This window comes from Flavobacterium sp. NPDC079362, from assembly GCF_050267765.1.
Taxonomy (GTDB): domain Bacteria; phylum Bacteroidota; class Bacteroidia; order Flavobacteriales; family Flavobacteriaceae; genus Flavobacterium; species Flavobacterium azizsancarii.
This window is the reverse complement of sequence record NZ_JBNNFM010000005.1, coordinates 152,758-178,244: the sequence shown is the minus strand read 5'-3', so window position 1 is coordinate 178,244 and position 25,487 is coordinate 152,758. Positions and strand designations below refer to the sequence as shown.

The 25,487-nt window shown below is 33.8% G+C and carries 18 protein-coding genes and 3 tRNA genes; 13 read left to right on the top strand and 8 right to left on the bottom strand.

Going from position 1 to position 25,487, the window contains the following annotated elements; all coding sequences use genetic code 11:
• Positions 1-10: 10 nt before the first annotated feature.
• Positions 11-3,745, top strand: coding sequence for a metallophosphoesterase (locus ACQKCJ_RS07285; RefSeq protein WP_271334349.1), 3,735 nt, complete (start codon positions 11-13; stop codon positions 3,743-3,745).
• A gap of 214 nt (positions 3,746-3,959) precedes the next feature.
• Here ACQKCJ_RS07285 and ACQKCJ_RS07280 read toward each other — a convergent pair whose 3' ends face one another.
• Positions 3,960-4,820 (bottom strand): hypothetical protein, encoded by an 861-nt coding sequence (locus ACQKCJ_RS07280; RefSeq protein ID WP_271334350.1) that lies wholly within the window; start codon positions 4,818-4,820, stop codon positions 3,960-3,962.
• A gap of 85 nt (positions 4,821-4,905) precedes the next feature.
• Positions 4,906-5,958: a hypothetical protein gene (locus tag ACQKCJ_RS07275; protein ID WP_271334351.1), complete on the bottom strand. Its 1,053-nt coding sequence runs from the start codon at positions 5,956-5,958 to the stop codon at positions 4,906-4,908.
• A gap of 95 nt (positions 5,959-6,053) precedes the next feature.
• Here ACQKCJ_RS07275 and ACQKCJ_RS07270 point away from each other — a divergent pair, with 95 nt between their 5' ends.
• From ACQKCJ_RS07270 to ACQKCJ_RS07255, 4 genes are all read left to right on the top strand, one after another.
• Positions 6,054-6,962 carry an ABC transporter ATP-binding protein gene (locus tag ACQKCJ_RS07270; RefSeq protein ID WP_271334352.1) on the top strand — a complete coding sequence of 303 codons (909 nt, stop codon included), beginning with the start codon at positions 6,054-6,056 and terminating at the stop codon, positions 6,960-6,962.
• Positions 6,963-6,969: 7 nt separating this feature from the next.
• Entirely contained in the window at positions 6,970-7,806 is an 837-nt protein-coding gene (locus tag ACQKCJ_RS07265) for an ABC transporter permease (RefSeq protein WP_427401690.1), read from the top strand.
• Between the two features lie 72 nt (positions 7,807-7,878).
• Positions 7,879-10,164 (top strand): choice-of-anchor L domain-containing protein, encoded by a 2,286-nt coding sequence (locus ACQKCJ_RS07260; protein ID WP_427401689.1) that lies wholly within the window; start codon positions 7,879-7,881, stop codon positions 10,162-10,164.
• Positions 10,165-10,280: 116 nt separating this feature from the next.
• Positions 10,281-12,722: a T9SS type B sorting domain-containing protein gene (locus ACQKCJ_RS07255; RefSeq protein WP_427401688.1), complete on the top strand. Its 2,442-nt coding sequence runs from the start codon at positions 10,281-10,283 to the stop codon at positions 12,720-12,722.
• Between the two features lie 115 nt (positions 12,723-12,837).
• Here ACQKCJ_RS07255 and typA read toward each other — a convergent pair whose 3' ends face one another.
• Positions 12,838-14,634, bottom strand: a complete 1,797-nt coding sequence (typA, locus tag ACQKCJ_RS07250) for a translational GTPase TypA (RefSeq protein WP_271334356.1) — start codon at positions 14,632-14,634, stop codon at positions 12,838-12,840.
• A 168-nt stretch (positions 14,635-14,802) separates the two neighbouring features.
• Between typA and ACQKCJ_RS07245 the strand changes: the two genes are divergently transcribed.
• Together ACQKCJ_RS07245 and ACQKCJ_RS07240 are read left to right on the top strand one after the other, a co-directional pair.
• Positions 14,803-16,512, top strand: coding sequence for a PAS domain-containing sensor histidine kinase (locus ACQKCJ_RS07245; RefSeq protein WP_271334357.1), 1,710 nt, complete (start codon positions 14,803-14,805; stop codon positions 16,510-16,512).
• A 5-nt stretch (positions 16,513-16,517) separates the two neighbouring features.
• Positions 16,518-16,931 carry a response regulator gene (locus ACQKCJ_RS07240; RefSeq protein WP_271334358.1) on the top strand — a complete coding sequence of 138 codons (414 nt, stop codon included), beginning with the start codon at positions 16,518-16,520 and terminating at the stop codon, positions 16,929-16,931.
• 339 nt (positions 16,932-17,270) lie between these two features.
• Here the strand turns inward: ACQKCJ_RS07240 and rpsT are convergent, their stop codons facing one another.
• The 5 genes from rpsT to proS form a co-directional block, all read right to left on the bottom strand.
• Entirely contained in the window at positions 17,271-17,522 is a 252-nt protein-coding gene (gene rpsT, locus ACQKCJ_RS07235; RefSeq protein ID WP_271334360.1) for a 30S ribosomal protein S20, read from the bottom strand.
• Positions 17,523-17,677: 155 nt separating this feature from the next.
• A tRNA-Glu gene (locus ACQKCJ_RS07230) sits at positions 17,678-17,749 on the bottom strand.
• 44 nt (positions 17,750-17,793) lie between these two features.
• Positions 17,794-17,865: transfer RNA gene (locus ACQKCJ_RS07225), tRNA-Glu, on the bottom strand.
• 45 nt (positions 17,866-17,910) lie between these two features.
• Positions 17,911-17,982, bottom strand: a tRNA-Glu gene (locus ACQKCJ_RS07220).
• A gap of 77 nt (positions 17,983-18,059) precedes the next feature.
• Positions 18,060-19,538, bottom strand: coding sequence for a proline--tRNA ligase (proS, locus tag ACQKCJ_RS07215; protein ID WP_271334361.1), 1,479 nt, complete (start codon positions 19,536-19,538; stop codon positions 18,060-18,062).
• A gap of 101 nt (positions 19,539-19,639) precedes the next feature.
• Between proS and ACQKCJ_RS07210 the strand changes: the two genes are divergently transcribed.
• The 6 genes from ACQKCJ_RS07210 (at position 19,640) to ACQKCJ_RS07185 (ending at position 25,283) form a co-directional block, all read left to right on the top strand.
• The gene (locus ACQKCJ_RS07210; RefSeq protein ID WP_271334362.1) at positions 19,640-20,641 is read left to right on the top strand and encodes a hypothetical protein; all 1,002 of its coding nucleotides are present in this window, start codon (positions 19,640-19,642) and stop codon (positions 20,639-20,641) included.
• Positions 20,642-20,695: 54 nt separating this feature from the next.
• The gene (locus ACQKCJ_RS07205; protein ID WP_271334363.1) at positions 20,696-22,198 is read left to right on the top strand and encodes an OmpP1/FadL family transporter; all 1,503 of its coding nucleotides are present in this window, start codon (positions 20,696-20,698) and stop codon (positions 22,196-22,198) included.
• Between the two features lie 12 nt (positions 22,199-22,210).
• Positions 22,211-22,342: a hypothetical protein gene (locus tag ACQKCJ_RS07200; protein WP_271334364.1), complete on the top strand. Its 132-nt coding sequence runs from the start codon at positions 22,211-22,213 to the stop codon at positions 22,340-22,342.
• 75 nt (positions 22,343-22,417) lie between these two features.
• Positions 22,418-23,731 carry a 30S ribosomal protein S12 methylthiotransferase RimO gene (gene rimO / locus ACQKCJ_RS07195; protein WP_271334365.1) on the top strand — a complete coding sequence of 438 codons (1,314 nt, stop codon included), beginning with the start codon at positions 22,418-22,420 and terminating at the stop codon, positions 23,729-23,731.
• 42 nt (positions 23,732-23,773) lie between these two features.
• Entirely contained in the window at positions 23,774-24,343 is a 570-nt protein-coding gene (locus ACQKCJ_RS07190; RefSeq protein ID WP_271334366.1) for a hypothetical protein, read from the top strand.
• Between the two features lie 34 nt (positions 24,344-24,377).
• The gene (locus ACQKCJ_RS07185) at positions 24,378-25,283 is read left to right on the top strand and encodes an N-acetylmuramoyl-L-alanine amidase (protein WP_271334367.1); all 906 of its coding nucleotides are present in this window, start codon (positions 24,378-24,380) and stop codon (positions 25,281-25,283) included.
• Positions 25,284-25,487 lie beyond the last annotated feature (204 nt).

Here is a 25,487-nt window from a genome sequence, read left to right as displayed (position 1 = left end):
CCACTAAATTATGAAATTGTTTTTGGATAATCATTTTATTACTAAAATTAAAAACTGTTCTTTAGCAATAGTTACATTATTACTTGCCTATTCCTGTGCGACGCATAAAGCACAATACGGGAAAAATGTGAGCGCTAACGAGACAGAAAACGCAACTGATACTATAAAAATTGCCCATACTCTTTATTTAGTTGGCGATGCAGGAAATGCAGATGAACTTCAAGCACAGCAAACACTTGAATTGTTGCATAAAAAATTAAAAAAAGCGAGCAAAAAATCGACTTTGATATTTTTAGGAGATAATATATATCCTAAAGGTTTTCCTGCTAATGATGATGCTTCAGAGAAGGCTTTGGCAGAAACAAAATTGACAAACCAATTAAAATTAACAGAAGGTTATCGAGGAAAAACAATCGTTATTCCCGGAAATCACGATTGGTATAACGGTATCAAAGGTCTTGAACGCCAGGCTGATTTTGTAACGAAATACCTAAATGATAAAAAATCATTCCTGCCAAGAAAAAGTTGTGCTATAGAAGATGTCAAAATCGACAGCACCACTACCATAATTACAGTTGATAGTGAGTGGTTTCTGGAAGACTGGGATAATCATCCTACAATTAATGACAATTGCGACATTAAAACCAGAGAAGATTTTTTTGATGAATTAGAAAGTCTTTTAAATAAAAATCAGGAAAAAACAGTTATTCTTGCTATTCATCATCCTTTGATGAGTAACGGAACTCATGGCGGACAATTCTCATTAGAGAAACAATTGTTTCCGTTAGAACAAAAAATACCATTACCCATAATTGGCTCTTTTATCAATTTATTGAGAAAAACATCCGGAGTAAGTCCGCAGGATATTCAGAACAAGCAATACACTATATATGCCAAGAGAATTAAAACGCTTTTGCAAAAGCAGAAAAATGTAATCGTCGTTTCCGGACACGATCACAATCTGCAATATGTTAACAAGGAAAACATTAAGCAAATTATTAGTGGTGCAGGATCAAAATCTGAAGCTGCCAGAGCTATAAATCCTACTGAATTCTCTTATGGAGGAAATGGTTATGCAACATTGACTTTATTTAAAAGCGGTGATGCAAAAGTGTCTTTCTACGGAAATGAAAACAACAAAGAAAAGCTGCTTTTTGAGCATGAAATCATTAAGGCAAAAGAAATTAATTGGGCTGCAAAAGTCGATAATAAATTCCCTGCAACGGTTACCACTTCAATCTATTCTGAAAAAATGACCCAGAAAAGTATTTTTCATAAATTCTTATTCGGAAATCATTACAGAAAATATTACAGCTTACCAATTGAAGCCAAAGTTGCAACCGTAGACACATTAATGGGTGGTTTGAAGCCTATTCGTGAAGGCGGAGGACATCAGTCAGTTTCTTTACGAATGTCAGATCCTAAAGGGAGAGAATATGTAATGCGTGCATTGAAAAAAAGTGCAACCGTATTTTTACAATCTGTTGCATTTAAAGATCAATATGTTGTTAACGATTTTGAAGATACATATGCCGAAAATTTCCTTTTGGATTTTTACACCACTTCTCATCCTTATACTCCTTTTGTGATAGGGAATCTGGCTGATCATTTAGGAATTTCCCACACAAATCCCATTCTATATTATATTCCGAAACAAAATGGCTTAAAAGAGTTTAATTCGAATTTTGGAGATGAATTATATATGGTTGAAGAAAGACCGGCTGATAATCATCTGGATGCGAAAAATTTTGGCAACCCGACTAATATTATTAGTACCGGTGATATGATGAAGAATCTTCATAAAGACGAGAAATACTCGGTTGATGAAAAAGAATATATAAAAGCACGTTTATTTGATATGCTTATTGGCGACTGGGACAGACACGATGATCAGTGGCGTTGGGGTGAATATAAAAAAGAGGGAAAGGTAGTTTACAAACCTATCCCGCGTGATCGTGATCAGGCTTTTTCAAAATATGACGGAACTTTGCTTTCGTTGTTAATGAACATTCCTGCGCTTCGCCATATGCGTAGTTTCAAAAAAGAAATCGATAATGTAAAATGGCTTAACAGGGAACCATATCCAATGGATTTGGCTTTCCTGAAAACTGCCGAAGAAAAAGACTGGATTGCCCAGGCGAAATATATTCAGGAAAACTTATCAGACAGTGATATCGATAATGCATTTAAAAGCCTTCCAAAAGAAGTTCAGGATGAAACGATTGAAGATATCAAACGAAAATTAAAAAACAGAAAAAAGGAACTTCAAAAATATGCTTCGAAATATTTTGATGTTTTGAGTCGTACTGTAATGCTTGCGGGAACAGATAAAAAAGATAAATTCATAATTAATCATGATGCTCATAAAAGTATCGAAATCAAAGCATACCGAATTAAAAAAGACGGTGATGAATTGGTATACACTAAAAAAGTGACTGATGCCAAAACTAAAAATTTATGGATTTATGGTTTAGATGACAATGATGTATTTGAGGTTGTTGGGAATCATAAATCAAAAATTAAAATTCGTTTAATTGGTGGTCAGAACAATGATACTTACAACATTGAAAACGGAAAAAGAGTTATTGTCTATGATTTTAAATCAAAACAAAACACTTATAATCTTGACGCTAAGACTAAAACAGAATTGACTGATGATTATGATGTGAATTTATACAATTACGAAAAACCAAAGTATAATGTGATATCAGGATTACCAAACATTGGTTATAATCCTGACGATGGTGTAAAAATGGGTGTAAATTTAAATTATACCGTTAACAATTTCAAACAGAATCCCTATACACAAAGACACGTTTTAAACGCATTCTATTATTTTGCAACAGGAGGTCTTGAATTTAATTATGCTGCACATTTCCCGGGATTATTGGGTAAATGGGTTATTGATGTTGACTCTCAATATACAACTCCAAATTTTGCAATAAATTATTTTGGATATGGAAATGAAACGGTAAATAATACTGATGCCTTTGGGATGGATTATAACCGTGTTCGTATTCAGAAATTTAATGTTTCAGGAGCGATCAGGCATGTTGGCAGATACGGAAGCGAATTTAGCTTTCAGCCTATGTTACAACAAATGAGGGTCGAAGAAACTAAGGACAGGTTTATTGACGCACCAAATATTATAAACCCAAATGTTTTTGACAGTCAGGTATATGGTGGGGCAAAAATTAAATATTCGTTTAAAAATGCTGACTTTGCTGCAAAACCTACATTAGGAATGGCTTTTATGGTTTCCGCAGCCTGGATGGCGAATTTAAGTGATTCTAAACAAAACTTTCCAACTATAGAAAGCTACTTAGGTTTTACGCATAAAATCGACCATAACGGCAAATTAGTACTGGCTTCTATCGTAAAAGGAAAAGCTATTTTAAATAATAACTATGAGTTTTACCAAGGGGCAACTTTAGGCGGCGATACTGATTTACGTGGTTATAGAAATGAACGCTTTTTAGGAAGTTCGTATTTTTCTCAAAGTACGGATTTACGACTGAGCATTGGTAAAATACAAAAAACAATTGCGCCTTTGACTTACGGAATCCTTGGTGGTTTTGACTATGGAAGAATATGGCTTGATGGTGAAAGTTCCAGAAAATGGCACCAGGATTATGGTGGCGGACTTTGGATTAATGCTATCAATGTTCTGACAGCAAGAATATCTTATTTTAAATCTCCTGACGAAGAAGGCAGGGTGATTTTTGGAGCTGCATATAGCTTTTAGTAACGTACTGAGGTGCTAAGCTGTTAAGCTTCTAAGTATTTTTTTAGCTTAGGGTAAAAGCAGCAAAGATTTTAGCCACGAATTTCACTAATATATAATTTATGGAGATTCGTGAAATTCGTGCCAAACTTTTTTATTCTTAATTTGTTTTGTCAGTTGAAACTTCTTTTTGTAAAGCTTAATGACTAGAAGCTTAGCAACTCAGAACCTTAAATTACTTTAATTTAAACTCGTAAACGTTCCCTCCTACTTTTTTTGTTTTTTCGTCGGCGATCAGTAATGTATTGTTGTCTTTAAAAACAACTGCTTCTTTTTGCGAATAGTGATTTAGTTTTATTTCTGTTTGAGTTCCTTTGTGAAACAAATCATCTTTGAAACCAGTAAATAAAACAATCTTATCATGACTTAATAAAACTACTTTTTTTCCATCAGGACTAATTGTTGCTCCGGTTAACACACAATGACTGTAATTATCACAGGTTTTAAATTCACCAATTTTAGTCGCTTTTTGAGTTCCTGCAGCATTTAATATTTTATAAACAAAAGCTGTTCCGTCAAAATCTTTGCTTCGGTTTTTAGTAAAAAGGTAAAAATAATTTCCATGTTCAAAAAAACCTTCAACATCAAAGAACATTTCTTTTTTCTTTGGCGGAAATTCAGTTTGTTCCGGATATGAGAAAGAAATTTTATATTCGGCCACAGCAAGATCTTTATTCAATTGGTCTTTATTCACTTTATAAATACACAAATCTTTGCGTTCATTATCATTGTTTCCAAAATCTCCAATATAGATATTGCCGCTTTTATCTTTTGTAATATCCTCCCAATCTACATTTGTAGCGTTAGAAATGGTGATAGTTTTAGCCAATTTACCTTCTGAATTAATAGCGTAGATTGCATTTTTATTTCCACTGTCTTCTAAAGTATAAATTAAATTTGTCTCTGGAAAATAGGTAATTCCAGAAACCTCCTTTAATTTTTTAGGAAGCGCATAAAGTGTCTTAAAATCAGTATTTGATTGTTGCTGACAAGCCAGTAAAGCAATAGAAACCCCAAGTAAAAAAAACTTTTTCATAATATTATTTTTATTTTCAATCATATAATATAATTTAAAAACATTACGTTGATATGAACTTATTTAACTTATATGGTTAATAATTTTAAATCAAATTTGTGTTTTTAAAGTTGCGCGTGATAAACTCAAACGCTGCATACATAATATGCCCCATTGATTTGGCATTTTTAAACTTCATATCATTTGTATAACGGTACAATTCCATTTTTAGTTGATTCAAATGCTCTTCGGTCGAAATAGTATCGTGACACATTATATTCAATAGTTTTTTGATTCTGTTTTCTGCAGAATGAATACGTTTAGCAAGAATTGCTCTTTCTTCGTCTTTGTATTGAATAATAGATCGGTCTTCTAATTTTTCTTTGATCAGTTGTATCATAGGATAATTTTCCTTGAAAAACTGGGGACGATAAACTTTAAAATTCCCTTCGTAACATTGTTGGTCAAAATCAATTGGACGAATTTTATAAACTACCTGATCAAAATCGTGAATTGGCACAATCACATAATTATAAGCTCGCATATCGCCCAAAAGTCTGATCATACAACGTTCATTAAACTTCACGAACTCTTTTGCAATCTGGGATTTTTCAGTCTCGGTGCAATTATGCAACAAAGTGTCCATAAAAACATCACCCGGAATCCCTATAATATGTTCCTCGATTAAAGTGTCTTTGTAGACCAAGAAGTTAATTTTATCAGGCGAAAGAATATCCTCTAATTCCAGTCCGTAAATTCTCGAGGCATCAGCTTTTTTAATATAGAAATGAACATAATTATCATTGAGAATATTTCGAACTTTAATTCTAAAAGGTTTTGAGTTTCCAAAAGTGCAATAATCAATCGCATCAACATTCAGGAACTGGATGATCTCGCTATTTCCGTCAGAATGCAAAAGCGAATAGATTTTTTTCAGATTTAAGTCAATTTCGCTTCTTTCGAATTCATTATAATAAACCCTAATCCACAAAGTATCCGTTTCATTTTTATCATATACATTTACAGAACCTGAAAATCGCAATAAATCATCATAGAAGACAGACACTTTCGAAATGCGCTCGTATCTTTCTAAATAACTTAAAAGCGATGGTATTAAGGGATAAGATGGTTTTTTTAAAACCATTAAAGGTTCACTCATTTTGAATATCTTTATTACAAATTTACATTAAATAAAATTTAGCGTAACAATATACAGACTGAATCGTCATACTAAAAACTAAAACTGAAATAAATTTGGAAACCATACTTACTATTGAGAATCTTCATAAAAGATACGGGCGAATTCAAGCCTTAAAAAATGTTTCTTTTGAAATACAAAAAGGCCGCGTTTATGGCATTTTAGGACCAAACGGAAGCGGTAAATCGACCACGTTAGGGATTGTTTTAAATGTTGTAAACCGTACATCAGGAAGTTACAGCTGGTTTGGAGGAAAAGTTCAGACTCACGAAGCCCTAAAAAAAGTTGGGGCTATTATAGAAAGACCTAACTTTTACCCGTACATGACTGCCGAAGAAAACCTGAAATTGGTTTGTAAAATAAAAAGTATCAATTATGCTAAAATCAACGAAAAACTTGATTTAGTAGGTTTAACCGAAAGAAAAGAGAGCAAATTCAGCACTTTTTCTTTAGGAATGAAACAACGTCTTGCGATTGCATCAGCCCTTTTAAACGATCCCGAAATTTTGATTTTAGACGAACCTACAAATGGTTTAGACCCTCAGGGAATTCATCAGATTCGTGATATCATCAAAAAAATAGCTTCGCAGGGAACTACAATCTTACTTGCTTCGCATTTATTAGATGAAGTCGAAAAAGTTTGCTCGCATGTAATTGTTTTACGAAAAGGCGAAATTCTTTACTCAGGTTCAGTAGATGCCATGTCTGCAAACGAAGGCTTTTTTGAAGTTATGGCAGATGATAATACTACACTAAAAAGTATCCTGATAACACACGCAGCAATAGACAGAATTGCAGAAGAAGACGGGAAAATTTTGGTTTATTTAAAATCAGATTTATCAGCATCAGAACTCAATCAGTTTTTATTTTCTAAGAATATTACATTAAATCATTTAGTAAAACGTAAAAACAGTTTAGAAGCTCAATTTTTAGAATTAACCAAAAACACCACTACCAAAAACTAACTAAGCCATGAACAGACTTCTCTCTATAGAATTACAAAAAATCTGGAAAAACAAAGCCAGCCGTGTCCTTACTTTAACTTATTTCATATTACTTTCGTTCATTGCATTAATTGCTTCAATAAAGTTTGATATAGGACCAATTCATATCGACCCATCCGAAATGGGAATTTTTAATTTTCCGTTTATCTGGCATTTTACTACTTATTTTGCAGCAGTGCTTAAATTTTTTCTGGCCATAGTTATTGTATCCATGATGGCCAATGAATATAGCTACGGTACTTTGAAACAAAATCTAATTGATGGCTTAAGCAAAAAAGAATTTATTATATCTAAATTTCTAACTGTTGTCCTTTTTTCTTTAGTCTCTACTGTTTTCGTTTTTATTATGAGTTTAATCCTCGGATTGTGTTTTTCATCCTATAATGAATTTGGCATAATTTTCAGTGATTTGGACTACCTGTTGGCTTTTTTCGTAAAATTATTAGGATTCTTTTCTTTTTGCCTTTTTCTGGGAATTTTAGTCAAAAGATCTGCATTTGCACTTGGTTTTTTATTAGTCTGGGTATTTATCGAATCAATAATAAAAGGTCTTTTAGTTTTTAAAATCTTCCCAAATAGCAATACAGGCTCATATATCACACAATTTCTTCCTTTAGAGGCAATGTCAAACTTAATTGTTGAACCTATTTCAAGATTACAATTGATAAAAACCATTGGCACACAAATGGGCGTTGAAAATACTAAAGATTATAGTGTACATTATTTCTCGATTTTAATCGTTTTGGTCTGGACATTTTTATTCATTTACTTTTCTTACAAACTATTAAAAAATAGAGATTTATAGTATATTTGCTACGCTATGAATTATTTTAAAGTTTTTTCCTTTGTTTTGTTTTTCTGCTGTTCATCCGTAAAGATGAATGCGCAAAATATTACCTTAGATGATACAAGAACTCCCCAACAGCTTATTGAGAATACTTTAGTAAACAGCTCTTGTGCTGCTGTTTCAAACTCAACAGGCAACGGAGATACATTTAGGCCAGGGAAGCAAAGTTTTGCTTATTTTAATAGAAATGGAAGCAGTTTTCCTTTTGAGGAAGGCGTAGTATTACTAACGTCAACAAGTCAAAGTGCGGTTGGACCATTTGTTAGCAATGCTAACGACGGTCAGGATGACAATACTGGATGGGGACGTGATAGCGATCTGGACGATATACTGGGAATCACTTCTGTAAATACTACAGTTTTAGAATTTGATTTTATAGCTTACACAAGTTCCCTGAGTTTCAATTATATTTTTGCTTCAAATGAATATCAATATAATTATCCTTGCGACTATTCTGATGGATTTGCTTTTTTAATCAAAGAAACCGGAACTACTGATCTTTACAAAAATTTAGCCGTATTACCCAATACAAATACCCCCGTTTCTTCTGTAAATATTCGCCCAAAAATTGAACCTGGAGTAAGACCGGGCGGCATTGCTTACACAGGCTGCGAGGCTTCAAACCTAAATTATTTTAATGGAACAAATGGCAGTACAAGTCCGGTAAATTACGCTGGGCAAACTGTAGTTATGACCGCAGAAGGCACAGTGGTTGCAGGAAAAACATATCATGTAAAATTGGTAATTGGTGATGCTACGATTAAGTTGCAAAATTCAGCTATTTTTCTTGAAGCCGGGAGTTTTGCTTCAAAAATTGTACTTGGAGGAGATCGTACCATAGCTACTAATAATCCTGCATGTTTTGGAGAAAAGATTATTTTAGACAAACTAACAGCTGCTGATTATAATTTTAAATGGTCAAAAAAAAGTGATCCTACAGTTACTTTGGGTACAAATTCAACTTTTGAGGTTACAGATGCCGGAAATTACATAGTAGAAGCCACTGTAAAAGGCACAACATGTATATTATCCGGGCAAATTAAAATTGAGTATGCTCCCGAAATTCTATCAACTAATACGACCTTACTACAATGTGATGCTGATACAGACGGAATTACAGTTTTTAATTTAACAAAAGTTGACAATATCGTCAAGAATAATGTAGCAGAGAACCTTAATAAAGGATATTATGAATCATTAATTGATGCTCAGGCAAAAACAAATCTAATAGGAACACCTCAGAATTATACAAATAAAATTCCTGACCAAATTCTTTTCGCCAGAATTGAAAACCAATACGGCTGTTTTAAAATTGCCGAAGTAAAATTACAAGTTCCCACCACAGCAATTCCGGATCAAAATCCAATTGCGACTTGCGACGGAGATGACAAACAAGATGGTTTTTATCAATTTGATTTTAGTGCAGAAGTTACTCCACAAATTTCAGCAGGTTTACCCGGAGGATTAGTTTTTAATTATTACTTAAATACTAATGACGCATTAAATGATATGAATGTTCTACCAAACATCTTTAAAAATACCGTTGCTTTTAACCAAATTATTTATGCTAAAGCCACGAACGGAGCCGATTGTTTTGATATTACTCCAATTACTCTTGTTGTAAATACTTTTGATCCTCCAAGTTTTCAGGATGAATCAATATATTTATGTAAAGGAGAAAATACAACACTAACTGTTGCTACAGGTTTTACCAGTTATTTATGGAGTACAGGAAGTACTGCCAATTTCATCACCGTAAATTCTGCCGGTGATTATTCCGTAGTTGTAACAGATGTAAACGGTTGTGAAAAAACGAAAAAATTTAAAGTAACTTTATCTGAACCTGCTTTAATAACCGAAACTGTTGTTAAAGATTTTTCAGGGGTTGATAACTCCGTTTTAATAAAATATACCGGAAGCGGTAATTACGAATTTTCTTTAGATGGAAATGTTTTTCAGGATGATCCGTTGTTCACTAACGTAAAACCGGGAATCTATAATGCAATTGCGAGAGATAAAAATGGTTGTGGATTGTCTAATTCACTTATTACTTATGTTCTGGACTATCCAAGGTTTTTTACTCCAAACGGAGATGGCTATAATGATTTATGGCTTATCACAAACATAGATAAGCTTCCTGATTATAAAATCTATATTTTTGATCGTTATGGCAAATTTTTAAAACAGATGGATCAAAATAGCAGTGGCTGGAATGGTCTTTATAATGGCCAGCAGTTACCCGCAGACGATTATTGGTTTACTTTAGAATTTGTAGACGGCAAGACTGTGAAAGGACATTTTAGTTTAAAAAGATAATTTTTTTGATTTTAAAAAATATTGATTCTGCAAAATATTAAGAATTGAAATAAACATTTTTTTACAAATAACCAAAAATAACTGATTTATCTTATATTTACATCTTACTTAACAAGATGGGACCATTTAAATTATCATTTTTTTTATTTTTTATTTCAATACATTTTTACGCACAAAATGATTGCACTGATGCAATTACTGTCTGCGGAAATTCAGGGTTTCAGGGTTTATCTGTTAGTGGATACGGGAATGTTAATGAGTTTTCTTTTTCAAACAGTTGCATGCAACGTGAAAATAATAGCATTTGGCTAAAACTTTCTATTAAAACCGCAGGAACTTTAGGGTTTATTCTAAAACCGGACAGCACAAATCTAAATGAAGATTTTGATTTTATAATCTTTGGACCCAATGCAACATGCAACGCTCTTGGCAATGTATTGAGATGCTCAAGCACAAATCCGTTAGAGGCACAACTTAGTAATAATTACACCGGAATGACCGGCACAGCTACAGATATCTCTCAAGGTCCGGGACAAAATGGGAACGGCTATGTTAAGTGGATAAATGTTAATCCCGGCGAATCTTATTTTCTTGTCATTGACAGACCAATAGGAACCAGTAATTTTTCACTGGACTGGCTCGGAACAGCAACTTTTAATACTCCTCCGGATCTGAATGTCTTAAATCATACTGCTCTTAACATGGAAGACGCAGATATCAGCGGGACTGAAAATCAATCGTTAACTTTTGATTTAACGAAGAACAACGCTACAATAATTGGAGGACAATCTGATGTCAAAGTAACTTTTCATTTATCTTCTAATGATGCCATAACAAATTTAAACCCTATTGCAAATCCAACGCAATATAAAAACATTCAGAATACGCAGATCATTTTTACCCGAATTACGAACACTATAACTAATTGTTACAATTGGACATCTTTTACTATTAAAGTTAGCGACAAGGTTATTTTCCCGAAAAACAAATACGAAACCTGTGATGAGAATGATGCAAATGGTAAAGATGGAAAAACAAAAATAGATTTAAACAAAGTTACGGCTGCCATTTTTGATAATAAAAATGTATCTAACCTGACCATTAATTATTATTTCTCAGAAAATGATGCAAAAAACAATACTAATCCAATATTAAATAATTTTATAAATAATATCCCTTTTGAACAATCGCTCTTTATCGCAGCCTTTAGCGAGAAACTAAGCCGTTCTATACAAGAAATTAAATTAATTATAAATCCTCTTCCTGACATTATAAATTACACATTGGTACAATGTGAAACAGGAATATCCCCAAAAGGTTTGTCTCTTTTTAATTTAAATGAAGCTAATTCGGCTTTTAATACGAGTCCGGATGTTACAACAACTTATCATATAAGTAATGAAGATGCTTTAGACAATAAAAATCCTTTAAACGCCACGTATACAAATATCAGTAATCCGCAAACAATATTTGCACGCAATACAAATCAAAATACTACTTGCGCCACCATTAATAATTTGACATTGAAGATGAATGCAATTTCAGAAACAGTATACAGCTTAGATCCTGCTTGTGACGATGATGGCACTGAAGACGGATTATACAGTTTCGATTTAACAAAATCAAACATACCAATTCCGGCCAGCCAAACTTTAAAATATTACTCAAACGAGAATGATGCCTTATTAGAACTTAACCCAATTCAAAATCCTGCATCTTATCACAATGAAACTCCCTATAATCAAGATGTATTCGCCCGAATTGAAGAAGGAAATGATTGTTATGCAATCAGCAAAATTAGATTAGAAGTAAACAGACTTCCTAATCTTAAAACAAATACGACTACAAATGTATGCGAAGATAACCCGGCATATTCTACAATTTTAGAAGCAGGATTATTAGATAGCACTACTTCGTCCAGTGATTTTACTTACCAATGGAAAAAAGATGGTGTAGAAATACCAAACAAAATTACTTCAAGTTTAGAAGTAAATAAAACCGGCATTTATGAAGTGACGGTAAGAAACAAATCAAACTGCACAAAAACAAGGACTACTGAAGTTACTGCATCAAATCTTGCAAAAATTCTAAGTATTGATATTGAAGATTTAATGATGGGCGATTCTAATAAAATAACTATAAATATTGTTGGAAAAGGAGATTACGTATACAGTCTTGACACACCAAATGGTCCTTATCAAGAGTCAAACGTTTTCGAAAATATAACTTCAGGTATTCATGAAGTTTACGTAAATGATAAAAAAAATTGTGGTACAACAAATAAGATAGTTGCCGTCATTGGTGCTCCAAAATTTTTTACGCCAAATAACGATGGTTATAATGATTACTGGAATATTAGCGGACTTACTGCTACAAATAAAAATGCCACTATTTATATTTATGACCGCTTCGGGAAATTATTAAAACAAATTCGTCCGTTAGATCCAGGATGGGACGGGCTATTTACCGGAAATCCTCTTCCGGCAGATGATTATTGGTATACATTAAAACTAGAAGATAACCGGGAAGTAAAAGGTCATTTTAGTTTAAAAAGATAATCGCTATAAAATTCTAAATATTTAATAACAGATTCTCGAATATCAGTACGGGATCAAAAAAAATCCCAAACTCCTTAATTGGAATTTGGGATTTTTATATTGAAATTTAAATTTATTAGAATTTAAATCTTTTTCTATCAGTTTCTGTCAAATAGATTTTTCTCAAACGAATAGATTTTGGTGTAACCTCTACATATTCATCTTTTTGAATATACTCTAAAGCTTCTTCAAGAGAGAAAATAATTGGTGGGATGATTCTTGCTTTTTCATCATTTCCAGAAGAACGAACGTTAGATTGTTTTTTCTCTTTAGTTACGTTTACACACATATCATCGGCACGAGAGTTTTCTCCAATTACCTGACCTTCGTAAATTTCAGCATTTGGTTCAACAAAAAACTTACCACGATCTTGTAATTTATCGATAGAATAAGGAATCGCTTTTCCTTTTTCCATAGAGATCAATGAACCTTTGTTACGTCCAGAAATTTCTCCTTTGTATGGCTCATATCCTATAAAACGGTGTGCCATAATAGCCTCACCTGCTGTTGCAGTAAGTAATTGATTACGCAATCCAATAATTCCACGAGATGGAATATTAAATTTCACAATCATACGTTCCCCTTTAGTTTCCATAGAAAGCATTTCTCCTTTACGCAATGTAACGAATTCAACTGCTCTTCCTGAAAGATTTTCTGGCAAATCGATTGTCAATTCTTCAATTGGCTCACATTTTTTACCATCAATTTCTTTGATGATAACTTGTGGCTGACCAATTTGTAACTCATACCCTTCTCTTCTCATTGTTTCAATAAGAACAGATAAGTGAAGTACTCCACGACCAAAAACCATGAATTTATCAGCAGAATCAGTTTCACCTAACTTCATAGCTAAGTTTTTCTCTAATTCTTTTGTCAATCTTTCTCTAATATGACGAGAAGTTACAAATTTACCCTCTTTACCAAAGAATGGTGAATCGTTGATTGTAAACAACATACTCATTGTAGGCTCATCAATTGCGATAGTTTGTAAAGCTTCAGGATTTTCAGAATCGGCGATTGTATCTCCAATTTCAAAACCTTCAACTCCAATAATAGCACAAATATCTCCAGCGATTACTTCTTGTACTTTTTTACGGCCTAAACCTTCAAAAGTATGTAATTCTTTAATACGTGATTTTATAACTTTACCATCTCTTTTTACCAAAGAAATTGGCATACCTTCTGTCAATACACCTCTTTCAAGACGACCAATAGCGATACGACCTGTAAATGCAGAGAAATCTAAAGATGTAATCAACATTTGTGGTGTTCCTTCAGATACTTTAGGAGCCGGTACGTTTTTGATAACCATATCCAATAATGCTTCAACATTATCAGTTACGTTTTCCCAATGATCAGACATCCAGTTGTTTTTAGCAGAACCATAAACAGTTGGAAAATCTAATTGCTCTTCTGAAGCACCTAATTCAAACATTAAGTCAAAAACTTTCTCATGAACTTCTTCAGGAGTACAGTTTTCCTTATCAACTTTATTGATAACTACACAAGGCTTAAGACCTAAATCAATAGCTTTTTGTAATACAAAACGCGTTTGTGGCATTGGACCTTCAAAAGCATCAACTAGCAAACATACACCATCGGCCATGTTTAATACACGTTCTACTTCTCCTCCAAAATCGGCGTGACCAGGAGTATCGATAATATTGATTTTTGTTCCTTTATATTGAACTGATACGTTTTTTGAAGTAATAGTAATACCTCTCTCACGCTCTAAATCGTTATTATCAAGAATTAAATCACCTGTGTTTTCGTTGTCACGAAATAACTGACAGTGATACATAATTTTATCAACCAAAGTGGTTTTACCGTGATCGACGTGGGCAATAATTGCAATATTTCTAATAGATTCCATCTGAGATTTTTAATGGGTGCAAAGGTACACTTTATTTTGATATAAAAAACGTTTCTGCGATAGTTTGCGTCTAGACAAGTAATTAGTTCATCAAAACAACGTAAATTTTACCATCGAAATGAACTTTCCTTATTGTTTAATTATAGTTAATTTAACTATATTTGAGTAATGAAAAGTAAAACTCTCCAAATTACTCTAGTTTACGTTATCATCTCGCTAATTGTGGCTATAATCTGCCATAAAATACTTACTACCTACTTTTCTAAGATAGAATACTTTTATTTATTTGTTATAAAAGACGTCCTTTTTATACTCATTACAGGATTAATTTTCAGATACATACTATCGAAAAATGAAAAGAAAAACATCTCTATTTTCGAAAAATTAAAAAAAACAAATGAAGAGATCAAAGAATCGAACGAAAAATATGACATTGTTGCAAAAGCGACTAGCGACACTATTTGGGATTGGAAAATTCAGGAAGACAGTATTAATTGGAACAAAGGAATCGAAAGCGTATTTGGATATAATCCCGCAGATGTAGGAAACACATCAAAATGGTGGTTTGATAAAATTCATCCTGAAGACAGTATCAGAATGTCTATCAAATTATATTCATTTATTGAACAAAAAACTGAAAAATGGCAGGATCAGTATCGCTTTAGATGTGTTGACGGAAGCTATAAATACGTACTTGACCGGGGGTTTTTATTGAAAGATGAAAACGGAAGAGCCATTAGAATGATTGGAGCAATCCAGGACATTACCAAACAAAAAGAAGAAGAACAACGATTAAAACTTCTGGAAACTGTAATCACACAATCTAAAGATTCTATTCTAATTACAGAAGCGAATTCAACAGATCGTAAAATCCCTAAAATAGTATATGTAAATCCCGCTTTTTCACAAATGTCCGGATATCTCTCTCATGAAATAATTGGGAAATCTCCAAATATTTTCAAAGGACCAAAATCAGACTCAGAAGAATTAAAAAAACTATTAAGAGCAATAAAGAATAAAGAAGAATGCTTAATAGAAACCATTAGTTATACCAAGAAAAAAGAAGAATATTGGGTTCGATTTTCAATGATCCCCATTTTTAATAATGAAGGATCAATTTCGCACTGGATTTCTATACAGCGAGACATAACAGATGAAAAAAAATTAGAAACAGAAAAAGAACATCTTATCAGGGAACTAACCCAAAACAACAAGGATTTAAAACAGTTCTCCTATATAACATCACACAACCTGAGAGCGCCTTTATCCAATTTAATCGGACTATTAAATTTAATAGAAGATATTCCTGTTGAAGATCCGGAACTTCAGGAAATCCTTGCCGGCTTTACCAAATCAACACATTTATTAAACGAAACCATAAATGATCTGGTAAAAGTCATCATCATCAAAGACAATCCTTCTATGCAAAAAGAAGAAGTTTCTTTAAAAGAAGTTTTTGAGAATGTCTTTAGCCAATTGTCTTTCCAGATAGAATTACACAAACCGATAATTAAATTAAATTTCGAAAAAGTTCCACTGCTAAACACAAACAAGGCTTACATCGAAAGCATCTTACTTAACCTACTGACTAACTCCTTAAAATACAAATCGGAAAACAGGAAATTAAAGATATCGATTACCGCCGAACAAATAGATCACAAAGCTATCTTAACTTTTAAAGATAACGGAATTGGAATTGATCTGGACAGGAATCGAGACAAAGTTTTTGGCCTCTATCAACGATTTCACAATTATCCTGACAGCAAAGGACTAGGCTTATACCTTGTAAAATCACAAGTAGAAACTATGGGAGGAACAATAACCATTGAAAGCGAAGTCAATAAAGGCACAACATTCACAATAACATTCAAAAATTAATTCACATGCTCGAGCAAATTTTATGCATTGATGACGACCCAATCACGCTCATGTTATGCAAAAAAGTAATTTCGAAATCATCATTCTCTAAAGAAATCATCACTGCTCAAAATGGTGAAGAAGCACTGATGCATTTCAACACTTTAAAATACACCAATATTAAAAACAAAGTAAACAAAAAACCAGAATTGATCTTCTTAGACCTGAACATGCCAGTCATGGGTGGCTGGGAATTTTTAGACCACTTTACGTCTCCTGCTTACGCAGAATTCAACACTGCGAATGTCATTGTATTATCTTCTACTATTGACCCTGAAGATTTAGCCAAAGCAAAAAAATACCCTATTATCATAGACTTCCTCTCAAAGCCTGTTACTCTGCCAATGCTTGAATACCTTAAAAAGAAAATAGGAATTTAAAAACAAACCCATTGCAAACTAAACAACAATAGAAGGTCAATTAAATAAAAATCCAACATTACAATAAAACCGAAACAAATCAAGCAGGAATTGAAATGGATTAAAACAAACGCTTCAGCAGAATCTTTTAATGCCAAAGTAAAAGCATTTAGAAGTCAATTTAGAGGAGTACGAAAAGTAGATTTTTTCTTATTCAGATTATGCAATCTTTTTGCGTAATCCCCAACTTTTGCGTTTGATCCCATTTAACATAGACACTTTGGGATTTTCATTTTTATTCAAACAAAAAAAAGTCCTCTAAAGAGGACTTTTTTTATATATTTAGGAAATTGTAATTAATTACAATTTAGCAACATGTTTAGTTAATTTAGACTTCAAGTTAGAAGCTTTATTATCATGAATGATGTTCTTTTTAGCTAATTTATCTACCATAGAGATTACAGTTGATAATTTTGAAGCTGCATCAGATTTATCAGTAGCTAATCTTAATGCTTTAATAGCGTTACGAGTAGTTTTGTGTTGGTATCTGTTAAGAACTCTTCTTTTTTCGTTACTTCTGATTCTTTTTAATGCTGACTTATGATTTGCCATTTTTTTTAATTTTTAGATATAATAATTATTATAAATACTAGTTAAAAAAGAAAAACCTCCCACAATTGAAAAACAATCACTTTGGTTTTAACTAATAAAACAAAAATCGAGACACCAACTTTTATTTTACAAAACTTATTTACAACTAATTGTAGTAGTCTGTAAGGGAATCGAACCCCTGTTACCAGGACGAAAGCCTGGAGTCCTAACCCCTAGACGAACAGACCAGTATCCTCTAAGTTTTCTCCAATTTTAATAAATTGAAATTTTGTAGCCCGTAGCGGAATCGAACCGCTCTTACATGGATGAAAACCATGCGTCCTAACCGATAGACGAACGGGCCATTTTAATTCTCAGTATTTCAAGAAAAAATTCGCAGTAAAAGTAGTAGCCCGTAGCGGAATCGAACCGCTCTTACATGGATGAAAACCATGCGTCCTAACCGATAGACGAACGGGCCTGCTTCTCTAATGCGGATGCAAAAATACAACTATTTTTAAGATGTACAATACCTGATGCAAAAAAAATTAAAAAAAATTAATACGCCTTAGCAAACAACACTCTTTTTGAAGAAGGATTACCAGTAAACACACAGGTTCCCGCCTCTTCTACAGCATCTAATGGGATACAACGAATCGTTGCTTTTGTCAAGTCTTTTATTTTTTCTTCAGTAGCGGCTGTACCATCCCAATGAGCAGATACAAACCCTCCTTTACCATCTAAAACTTCTTTAAATTCCTCAAAGCTATTTACTTCCGTGATATGAGTATCACGATAATTTAATGCTTTATTAAATAAATCAGTTTGTATTTGCTCAAGCAAGTCATTTATATAAGTAACGATTCCTTCGCCGGAAACAGTTTCTTTTGTCAATGTATCACGTCTGGCAACTTCAAAAGTTCCGTTTTCTAAATCTTTTGGACCAACAGCAATTCTTACAGGAACACCTTTTAATTCCCATTCAGCAAACTTGAATCCTGGTTTTTGAGTTGTTCTGTCATCATATTTAACTGAAATTTTCAACTTTTTAAGCTTAGCAGTTAAGTCATTTACTGCCGTTGTAATCTCTGCTAATTGCTCATCTGTTTTATAAATAGGCACAATAACAACTTGTATAGGTGCCAAATTAGGAGGCAGCACTAATCCCTGATCGTCAGAGTGCGTCATCACCAAAGCTCCCATTAAACGAGTAGAAACTCCCCATGAGGTTCCCCACACGTGTTCTTGTTTCCCTTCGGCATTTGCAAATTTCACATCAAAAGCTTTTGCAAAGTTCTGACCTAAAAAGTGAGATGTTCCTGCCTGTAATGCTTTTCCGTCCTGCATTAATGCTTCAATACAATAGGTTTCATCGGCACCGGCAAAACGCTCCGTTTCAGTTTTTATACCTTTAACAACCGGAATAGCCATAAAGTCCTGAGCAAAATCAGCATATACATTCATCATCTTTTCAGATTCTTCTAGTGCTTCTGCCTTTGTAGCATGTGCTGTATGCCCTTCCTGCCATAAAAACTCAGCAGTTCTTAAAAACAAACGCGTACGCATTTCCCAACGAACAACATTTGCCCATTGATTAATCAATAAAGGCAAATCTCTGTACGATTGTACCCATCCTTTATATGTAGACCAAATAATTGCTTCACTGGTAGGACGAACAATAAGCTCCTCTTCTAACTTCGCATTTGGGTCAACCATTAATTTTCCAGGTCTGTCCGGATCATTTTTTAATCTATAATGTGTTACGATAGCACACTCTTTTGCAAATCCTTCTGCATTTTTTTCTTCCGCCTCAAACATGCTCTTAGGCACAAATAAAGGGAAGTACGCATTTTGATGTCCTGTTTCTTTAAACATTCGGTCTAACTCAGCCTGCATTTTTTCCCAAATAGCATATCCGTACGGCTTAATAACCATACATCCTCTAACGCCTGAATTTTCAGCTAGATCTGCTTTTACAACCAGCTCGTTATACCATTTTGAATAATCTTCTGATCTTGTAGTGAGGTTCTTACTCATATTGAATAGTTTGGCACAAATTTTGTTTTAATAATTTTAACTAAATAGTTTGACAAAACTAACTATTTTTGTAATGTGCAACAATAAAAAACTCCACAGATATGAAAACTTATACAACTCTCCGCCAAAACTCAAGTCATTTTTACTTAATTGGATTATTGAGTTTTCTACTAGCATCATGTGGTTCTTACCAAAATACTTCTTATCATGACAATGATGGAGTATACGGCGGCTCACCAAGAACCTATGCTCAAACAACTACCACAAATACAAATAATCAATATAAGGATTACTTTAGATCATTGCAAGATGACAATCAGTCAACTGAAATTTTTACAGATGTAGATAATTATGGTAATTATTCTGACAGCGATAGTATACAATCAGTCGCAAATGCTTACCCAGCCTGGGGAAGCGCCAATTCAGACGTTTCTGTAAATATTTATTCTGACCCTACATGGTCAATGGGATTCGGACTTGGATTTGGATATCCTTATTACGGATGGGGTTACGGAGGAGGATGGGGTTATCCTAACTACTGGGGACCTGGATGGGGCTACCCGGGATGGGGTTATCCTGGATATTGGGGACCTGGCTACAATAGATACAACAATTACTCATATAGCTACGGAAGAAGAGGATCTGCATCTTATTACGGAGACAGAAACTATGCTTCTAACAGAGGAGGTTACACCAACAGAAGCTTTACAACGAACAGAAGCTATACTACCAGAAATTCTAATTCTGACAGAAACTACAATTCAAATAGAAACTATACAACCAACAGACAAAGTGGTTATACAGATTTCAGAAGAAGTTCTGGCACAAATGGAAGAACCTATGATTCTTCAAACCCTAATTTTACAAACAGAAGAAGTTCGTCAACTCAAGGACAAAACAACAGCTACGACTATTCTAACAGAAGATCAAGTAGTTCTACTTCAACCAGAAATTACAATAGCAGCAACGGCAATGCTCCATCAAGAAGCTACTCTCCTAGCCCATCACGTTCTATGAATAGTGGCGGCGGAAGCATGAGATCATCTGGCGGCGGTGGCGGTGGCGGAAGATCTTACGGTGGAGGTGGAGGCGGAAGAAGATAATCCCTTCTTTCACTTTTCACTTATACAAAAAAAATAAACTAAAAACTTATCCAAATGAAAAAAATATTATTCCTATTTATTACAGGATTAACTGCCAGCGTCTCACACTCGCAAGAAGTTTCAGACGCTCTTCGTTACTCACAAGACAACCTAACGGGAACAGCAAGATTCAGAGCAATGAGTGGCGCATTTGGAGCAGTTGGCGGAGACTTATCGTCTCTGAGTGTCAATCCTGCAGGATCTGCTATTTTCACAAACAACCAGACAGGAATAACTTTTAGTAATCAGAGCATTAAAAACAACTCAAACTATTTTGGCACTCAAACTAGTGATAAAGAAAATACATTTCTTCTAAATCAAGCAGGAGCTGTTTTTGTTTTTCATGATCATAACCCGAATAATAACTGGAAGAAAATTTCTATTGGAGTAAATTACGAAAACACGAACAATTTCAATAATAGTGTTTTTTCTGCAGGAACAAACCCGACGAACTCCATTGATAAATATTTCTTAGCCTACGCCAACGGAGTACCTTTAGGAGATATAAAACGCTTAGACTATAGAGATATGTCCTACACGCAACAGCAAGCCTTTTTTGGCGGAGAAGGCTATGTAATCAATCCCGTTACAGCCGATAACAACAACACCCAATATACTAGTAACGTACCAGCAGGAGGTAATTATTACCAGGAAAACAACATTTACACGAGCGGATACAACAGTAAATTAAGCTTTAATATTGCAACCTCATATAAAGACAGAATTTATTTTGGAGCGAATTTAAATGTACACATCACTGATTACAGAAGATCAAGTAGTTTTTACGAACAGAACAGCAATCCACTGCAACCAAACGAAACTATATCTGATTTAGAATTCAACAACAATCTTTACACATACGGAAATGGCTTCTCTTTTCAACTTGGTGCCATCGCAAAAGTTACAGACTCATTCAGACTTGGTTTAGCATATGAATCTAATACTTGGTACGACCTATACGATGAAGTTTCTCAGAGCCTCTATACTACTACGCAAGCTTTGGGCGGACAACCAATAAACAACACGGTTAACCCAAAAATTATAAACGTTTACGATTCTTATACTCTGCAAACTCCCGGAAAAACAACTTTTAGTGCAGCTTATGTATTTGGAAAATCCGGTTTAATTAGTGTTGATTACGCTATTAAAGATTACGGAAACGCTAAATACAAACCAACAAACGATGCCGGATTTAGAGGTGTAAACAATGACATCAGCAATCAATTAACAAACGCGGGCGAATTGAGAGTTGGTGCTGAATACAAGATAAAACAATTAAGCCTTCGCGGGGGATATCGTTTTGAAGGAAGCCCATATAAAAACGGAACTACAATTGGAGATTTAAACAGCTACTCAGGAGGTCTGGGCTATAACTTTGGAGGGACTAAACTAGATTTAGCTTACTCGTATTTAGAAAGAAAATCGAATCAGGGCTTTTTTGCCAAAGGATTTACAGATGGCGCTAACATTACATCGAAACTAAATAATGTTTCTTTGACTTTATTATTTGAATTGTAATTAAGTAAATAGATGAATGGAAATTTCCGTCAGGCATTACCTGACGGATTTTTTTTTAACGCTAATAAAAGAAAATCTCTTTATGGCGTTCACGAAACTTCGGCAACTATAAAAGATAGAACAACTACCGAATTACCTTCATAAAAAACACGTAAAAGAAACCCAAACAAGCGGTGTTTGGATAAAAAAGTGTAATTTTGCACTCCAATTTATAAAAGTATGAGAACCAAGTCTTTAAAAAAGAACAAAATTAACGTAATCACTCTTGGGTGTTCGAAAAATGTATATGACAGTGAAGTGTTAATGGGTCAACTTCGTGCAAACGGAAAAGAAGTTGAACATGAAGCTCCAGCAGAAAGAGAAGGAAACATTATCGTAATCAACACTTGTGGGTTTATTGATAACGCTAAAGCAGAATCAGTAAACATGATTTTGGAATATGCAGACAAAAAAGACAAAGGATTAGTTGACAAGGTTTTTGTTACAGGATGTTTGTCTGAGCGTTACAGACCTGATTTAGAAAAAGAAATTCCTAACGTAGATCAATATTTTGGTACAACAGAATTACCTCAGTTATTGAAAGCTTTAGGAGCAGATTATAAACATGAATTATTAGGAGAACGTTTGACTACTACTCCAAAAAATTATGCTTACCTGAAAATTGCCGAAGGTTGCGACAGACCTTGTAGTTTTTGTGCGATTCCTCTTATGCGTGGTAAACACGTTTCTCAAACTATCGAAAAATTAGTTAAAGAAACTGAAGGTTTAGCTAAGAATGGCGTAAAAGAATTGATCTTAATCGCTCAGGATTTAACTTATTATGGTCTTGATATTTATAAAAAGAGAAATCTTGGAGAACTTTTAGAAGCATTGGTAAAAGTAGAAGGAATCGAATGGATTCGTTTACACTATGCCTTCCCTACAGGTTTCCCGATGGATGTTCTTGAAATAATGAAACGCGAACCTAAGATTTGTAATTATATTGATATTCCGTTACAACATATTTCGGATTCTATATTAAAATCGATGCGTCGTGGTACTACTCAGGCTAAAACAACTCAATTATTAAAAGATTTCCGTGCTGCCGTTCCAGGAATGGCGATCAGAACTACTTTGATCGTTGGATATCCCGGAGAAACTCAGGAAGATTTTGAAATTTTGAAGGATTTCGTTCAGGAAATGAAATTTGACAGAATGGGATGTTTTGCTTATTCTCACGAAGAAAACACGCATGCTTATTTACTGGAAGATGATGTTCCGGACGATGTAAAACAAGCCAGAGCAAACGAAATAATGGAATTGCAATCGCAAATTTCATGGGATATGAATCAGGAGAAAGTAGGCCAGGTTTTTAAATGTATTATTGACAGAAAAGAAGGCGCTCATTTTGTGGGAAGAACTGAATTTGATAGCCCGGATGTTGATAACGAGGTTTTAATTGACGCATCTAAACATTATGTAAAAACAGGGGAATTTGTTAATATAAGAATAATAGAGGCTACAGAATTTGATTTATACGGAGAACCTGCTTAAATTTACGCTAAAGAATTATCAATTTTAGATAAAAACATTTTTATGAAACCTACACTATCTTTATTTCTTTTGGTTTTTACCTTATTCTGCTTCAATTCTGTTTCGGCTCAATACGGAAACGGATATAATAATGGTTACGGCGGTGGAGGAGGCTATGGCGGCGGTAACGGATATGGAAGAGGCGGAGGAATGGGTATGGACAGAAGTATGATGGGAGGACCGCAAGGAAATACCAGCAAACCTAAAGAAACACCTCCGGAAGAAACAGCTGCTAAAATTGTAGAACAAATGAAACCGGTAGTAAATCTTGATGAACTTCAGGCAATTGCTATTGCAAATGTTTTTACTGACAGCATGAAAGAACAAGGAATTCTTTTGAAAAACGAAAGCAGCAGTCAGGACCAAAAATTAGAGCAAATTAAAGCTTTAAGAGAAAGCACTACTAAAAAAATAACTGCTTTTTTGAATCCTGATCAGGTAGAAAAATACACTGCTTTTATGGCTGATTTTAAAGAGATAAAAAAGCCATCTAAATCAAAAAAGAAAAAAGATTCTAAAGATAAAGACACAAAAGAAGTCAAAGAAGATACTGAAACAAAGATTCAAGAATAATTGTTTCAGTCTTATCTAAAAAAACGTAACTATTATGGCAAAAAAACATTTTTGTTATCTGATTTTAGCCCTTATCATTACTGGTTGTTCAACAAATCCTTACAAAAGCACAGAGAAGGTTTATGATCAGCAGCTTAAAACTTTAGAAAATCAAATTACGAGTAAAGAACCTCAACCAATTCCTCCGGTAAGCCCTGTAGTTATTGATACTACATATGCTCAACAGCTTGGAATTGTAAAAGATACTTTATCAAAAACGGGATCTACTTATTTACTAAACGGCATTAATACAGAATGGATCGGTACTGTAAATTTTAATTTAAGGAAACCAAGTTTTATCATTATTCATCATACTGCCCAGGATTCTATTCAGCAAACGATTAAGACGTTTACCAAAACTAAAACACAGGTAAGTGCACACTATATAATTTCTGAAAATGGAAATGTAGTTCAAATGCTAAATGATTATTTAAGAGCATGGCATGCTGGAGCTGCAACTTGGGGGAAAAATACAGATATCAATTCTTCTTCAATTGGGATAGAGCTTGATAATAATGGCTTTAAACCTTTTACAGAAGCGCAGATTGGAAGTTTAGTCGCTCTTTTGACAAAATTAAAGAAAGACTATAACATCCCGACGCAAAACATATTAGGGCATGCTGATATCGCTCCAGGCAGAAAACAAGACCCGAGTGCTTTATTTCCCTGGAAAACATTAGCAGAAAAAGGATTTGGAATTTGGCCGGATGCTGTTTTAGAAGAAGCTCCATTTGATTTTAAAATTGAACCCGCATTGAGAATTATAGGATATAATACCAAAAATCTCTCAGCAGCCATTATGGCATTCAAATTACATTATATTCAAACTGATGTAACTGCTACTTTAGACCGAAAAACAATAGATACGATTTATTCGATTTATAAAAAGCAGGTTCAATAAAAAGAGAAAATACTCAAAATACAAACGCGTTTCTAAACATTTAGAAACGCGTTTTTTTTTATTGAAGTTGCCGCAAATTGCACAAGTTGGAACAAATTAAGAATGCAGAATTTAGTGACTGATTACTGGAATTAAAAAGATTAATTTTTCTTTATGAAACTTTTTTTTGCCACAAATGCGCAAATTAGCACAAATTAAAAAGCT

Coding starts and splice junctions, on each gene's coding strand:
- ACQKCJ_RS07190 (WP_271334366.1), top strand. CDS start 23,774: ATGAAACCTACACTATCTTTATTTCTTTTGGTTTTTACCTTATTCTGC.
- ACQKCJ_RS07285 (WP_271334349.1), top strand. CDS start 11: ATGAAATTGTTTTTGGATAATCATTTTATTACTAAAATTAAAAACTGT.
- ACQKCJ_RS07245 (WP_271334357.1), top strand. CDS start 14,803: ATGAAAAGTAAAACTCTCCAAATTACTCTAGTTTACGTTATCATCTCG.
- rpsT (WP_271334360.1), bottom strand. CDS start 17,522: ATGGCAAATCATAAGTCAGCATTAAAAAGAATCAGAAGTAACGAAAAA.
- ACQKCJ_RS07255 (WP_427401688.1), top strand. CDS start 10,281: ATGGGACCATTTAAATTATCATTTTTTTTATTTTTTATTTCAATACAT.
- ACQKCJ_RS07280 (WP_271334350.1), bottom strand. CDS start 4,820: ATGAAAAAGTTTTTTTTACTTGGGGTTTCTATTGCTTTACTGGCTTGT.
- ACQKCJ_RS07240 (WP_271334358.1), top strand. CDS start 16,518: ATGCTCGAGCAAATTTTATGCATTGATGACGACCCAATCACGCTCATG.
- ACQKCJ_RS07275 (WP_271334351.1), bottom strand. CDS start 5,958: ATGAGTGAACCTTTAATGGTTTTAAAAAAACCATCTTATCCCTTAATA.
- ACQKCJ_RS07260 (WP_427401689.1), top strand. CDS start 7,879: ATGAATGCGCAAAATATTACCTTAGATGATACAAGAACTCCCCAACAG.
- ACQKCJ_RS07265 (WP_427401690.1), top strand. CDS start 6,970: ATGAACAGACTTCTCTCTATAGAATTACAAAAAATCTGGAAAAACAAA.
- ACQKCJ_RS07210 (WP_271334362.1), top strand. CDS start 19,640: ATGAAAACTTATACAACTCTCCGCCAAAACTCAAGTCATTTTTACTTA.
- proS (WP_271334361.1), bottom strand. CDS start 19,538: ATGAGTAAGAACCTCACTACAAGATCAGAAGATTATTCAAAATGGTAT.
- ACQKCJ_RS07185 (WP_271334367.1), top strand. CDS start 24,378: ATGGCAAAAAAACATTTTTGTTATCTGATTTTAGCCCTTATCATTACT.
- rimO (WP_271334365.1), top strand. CDS start 22,418: ATGAGAACCAAGTCTTTAAAAAAGAACAAAATTAACGTAATCACTCTT.
- typA (WP_271334356.1), bottom strand. CDS start 14,634: ATGGAATCTATTAGAAATATTGCAATTATTGCCCACGTCGATCACGGT.
- ACQKCJ_RS07200 (WP_271334364.1), top strand. CDS start 22,211: ATGAATGGAAATTTCCGTCAGGCATTACCTGACGGATTTTTTTTTAAC.
- ACQKCJ_RS07205 (WP_271334363.1), top strand. CDS start 20,696: ATGAAAAAAATATTATTCCTATTTATTACAGGATTAACTGCCAGCGTC.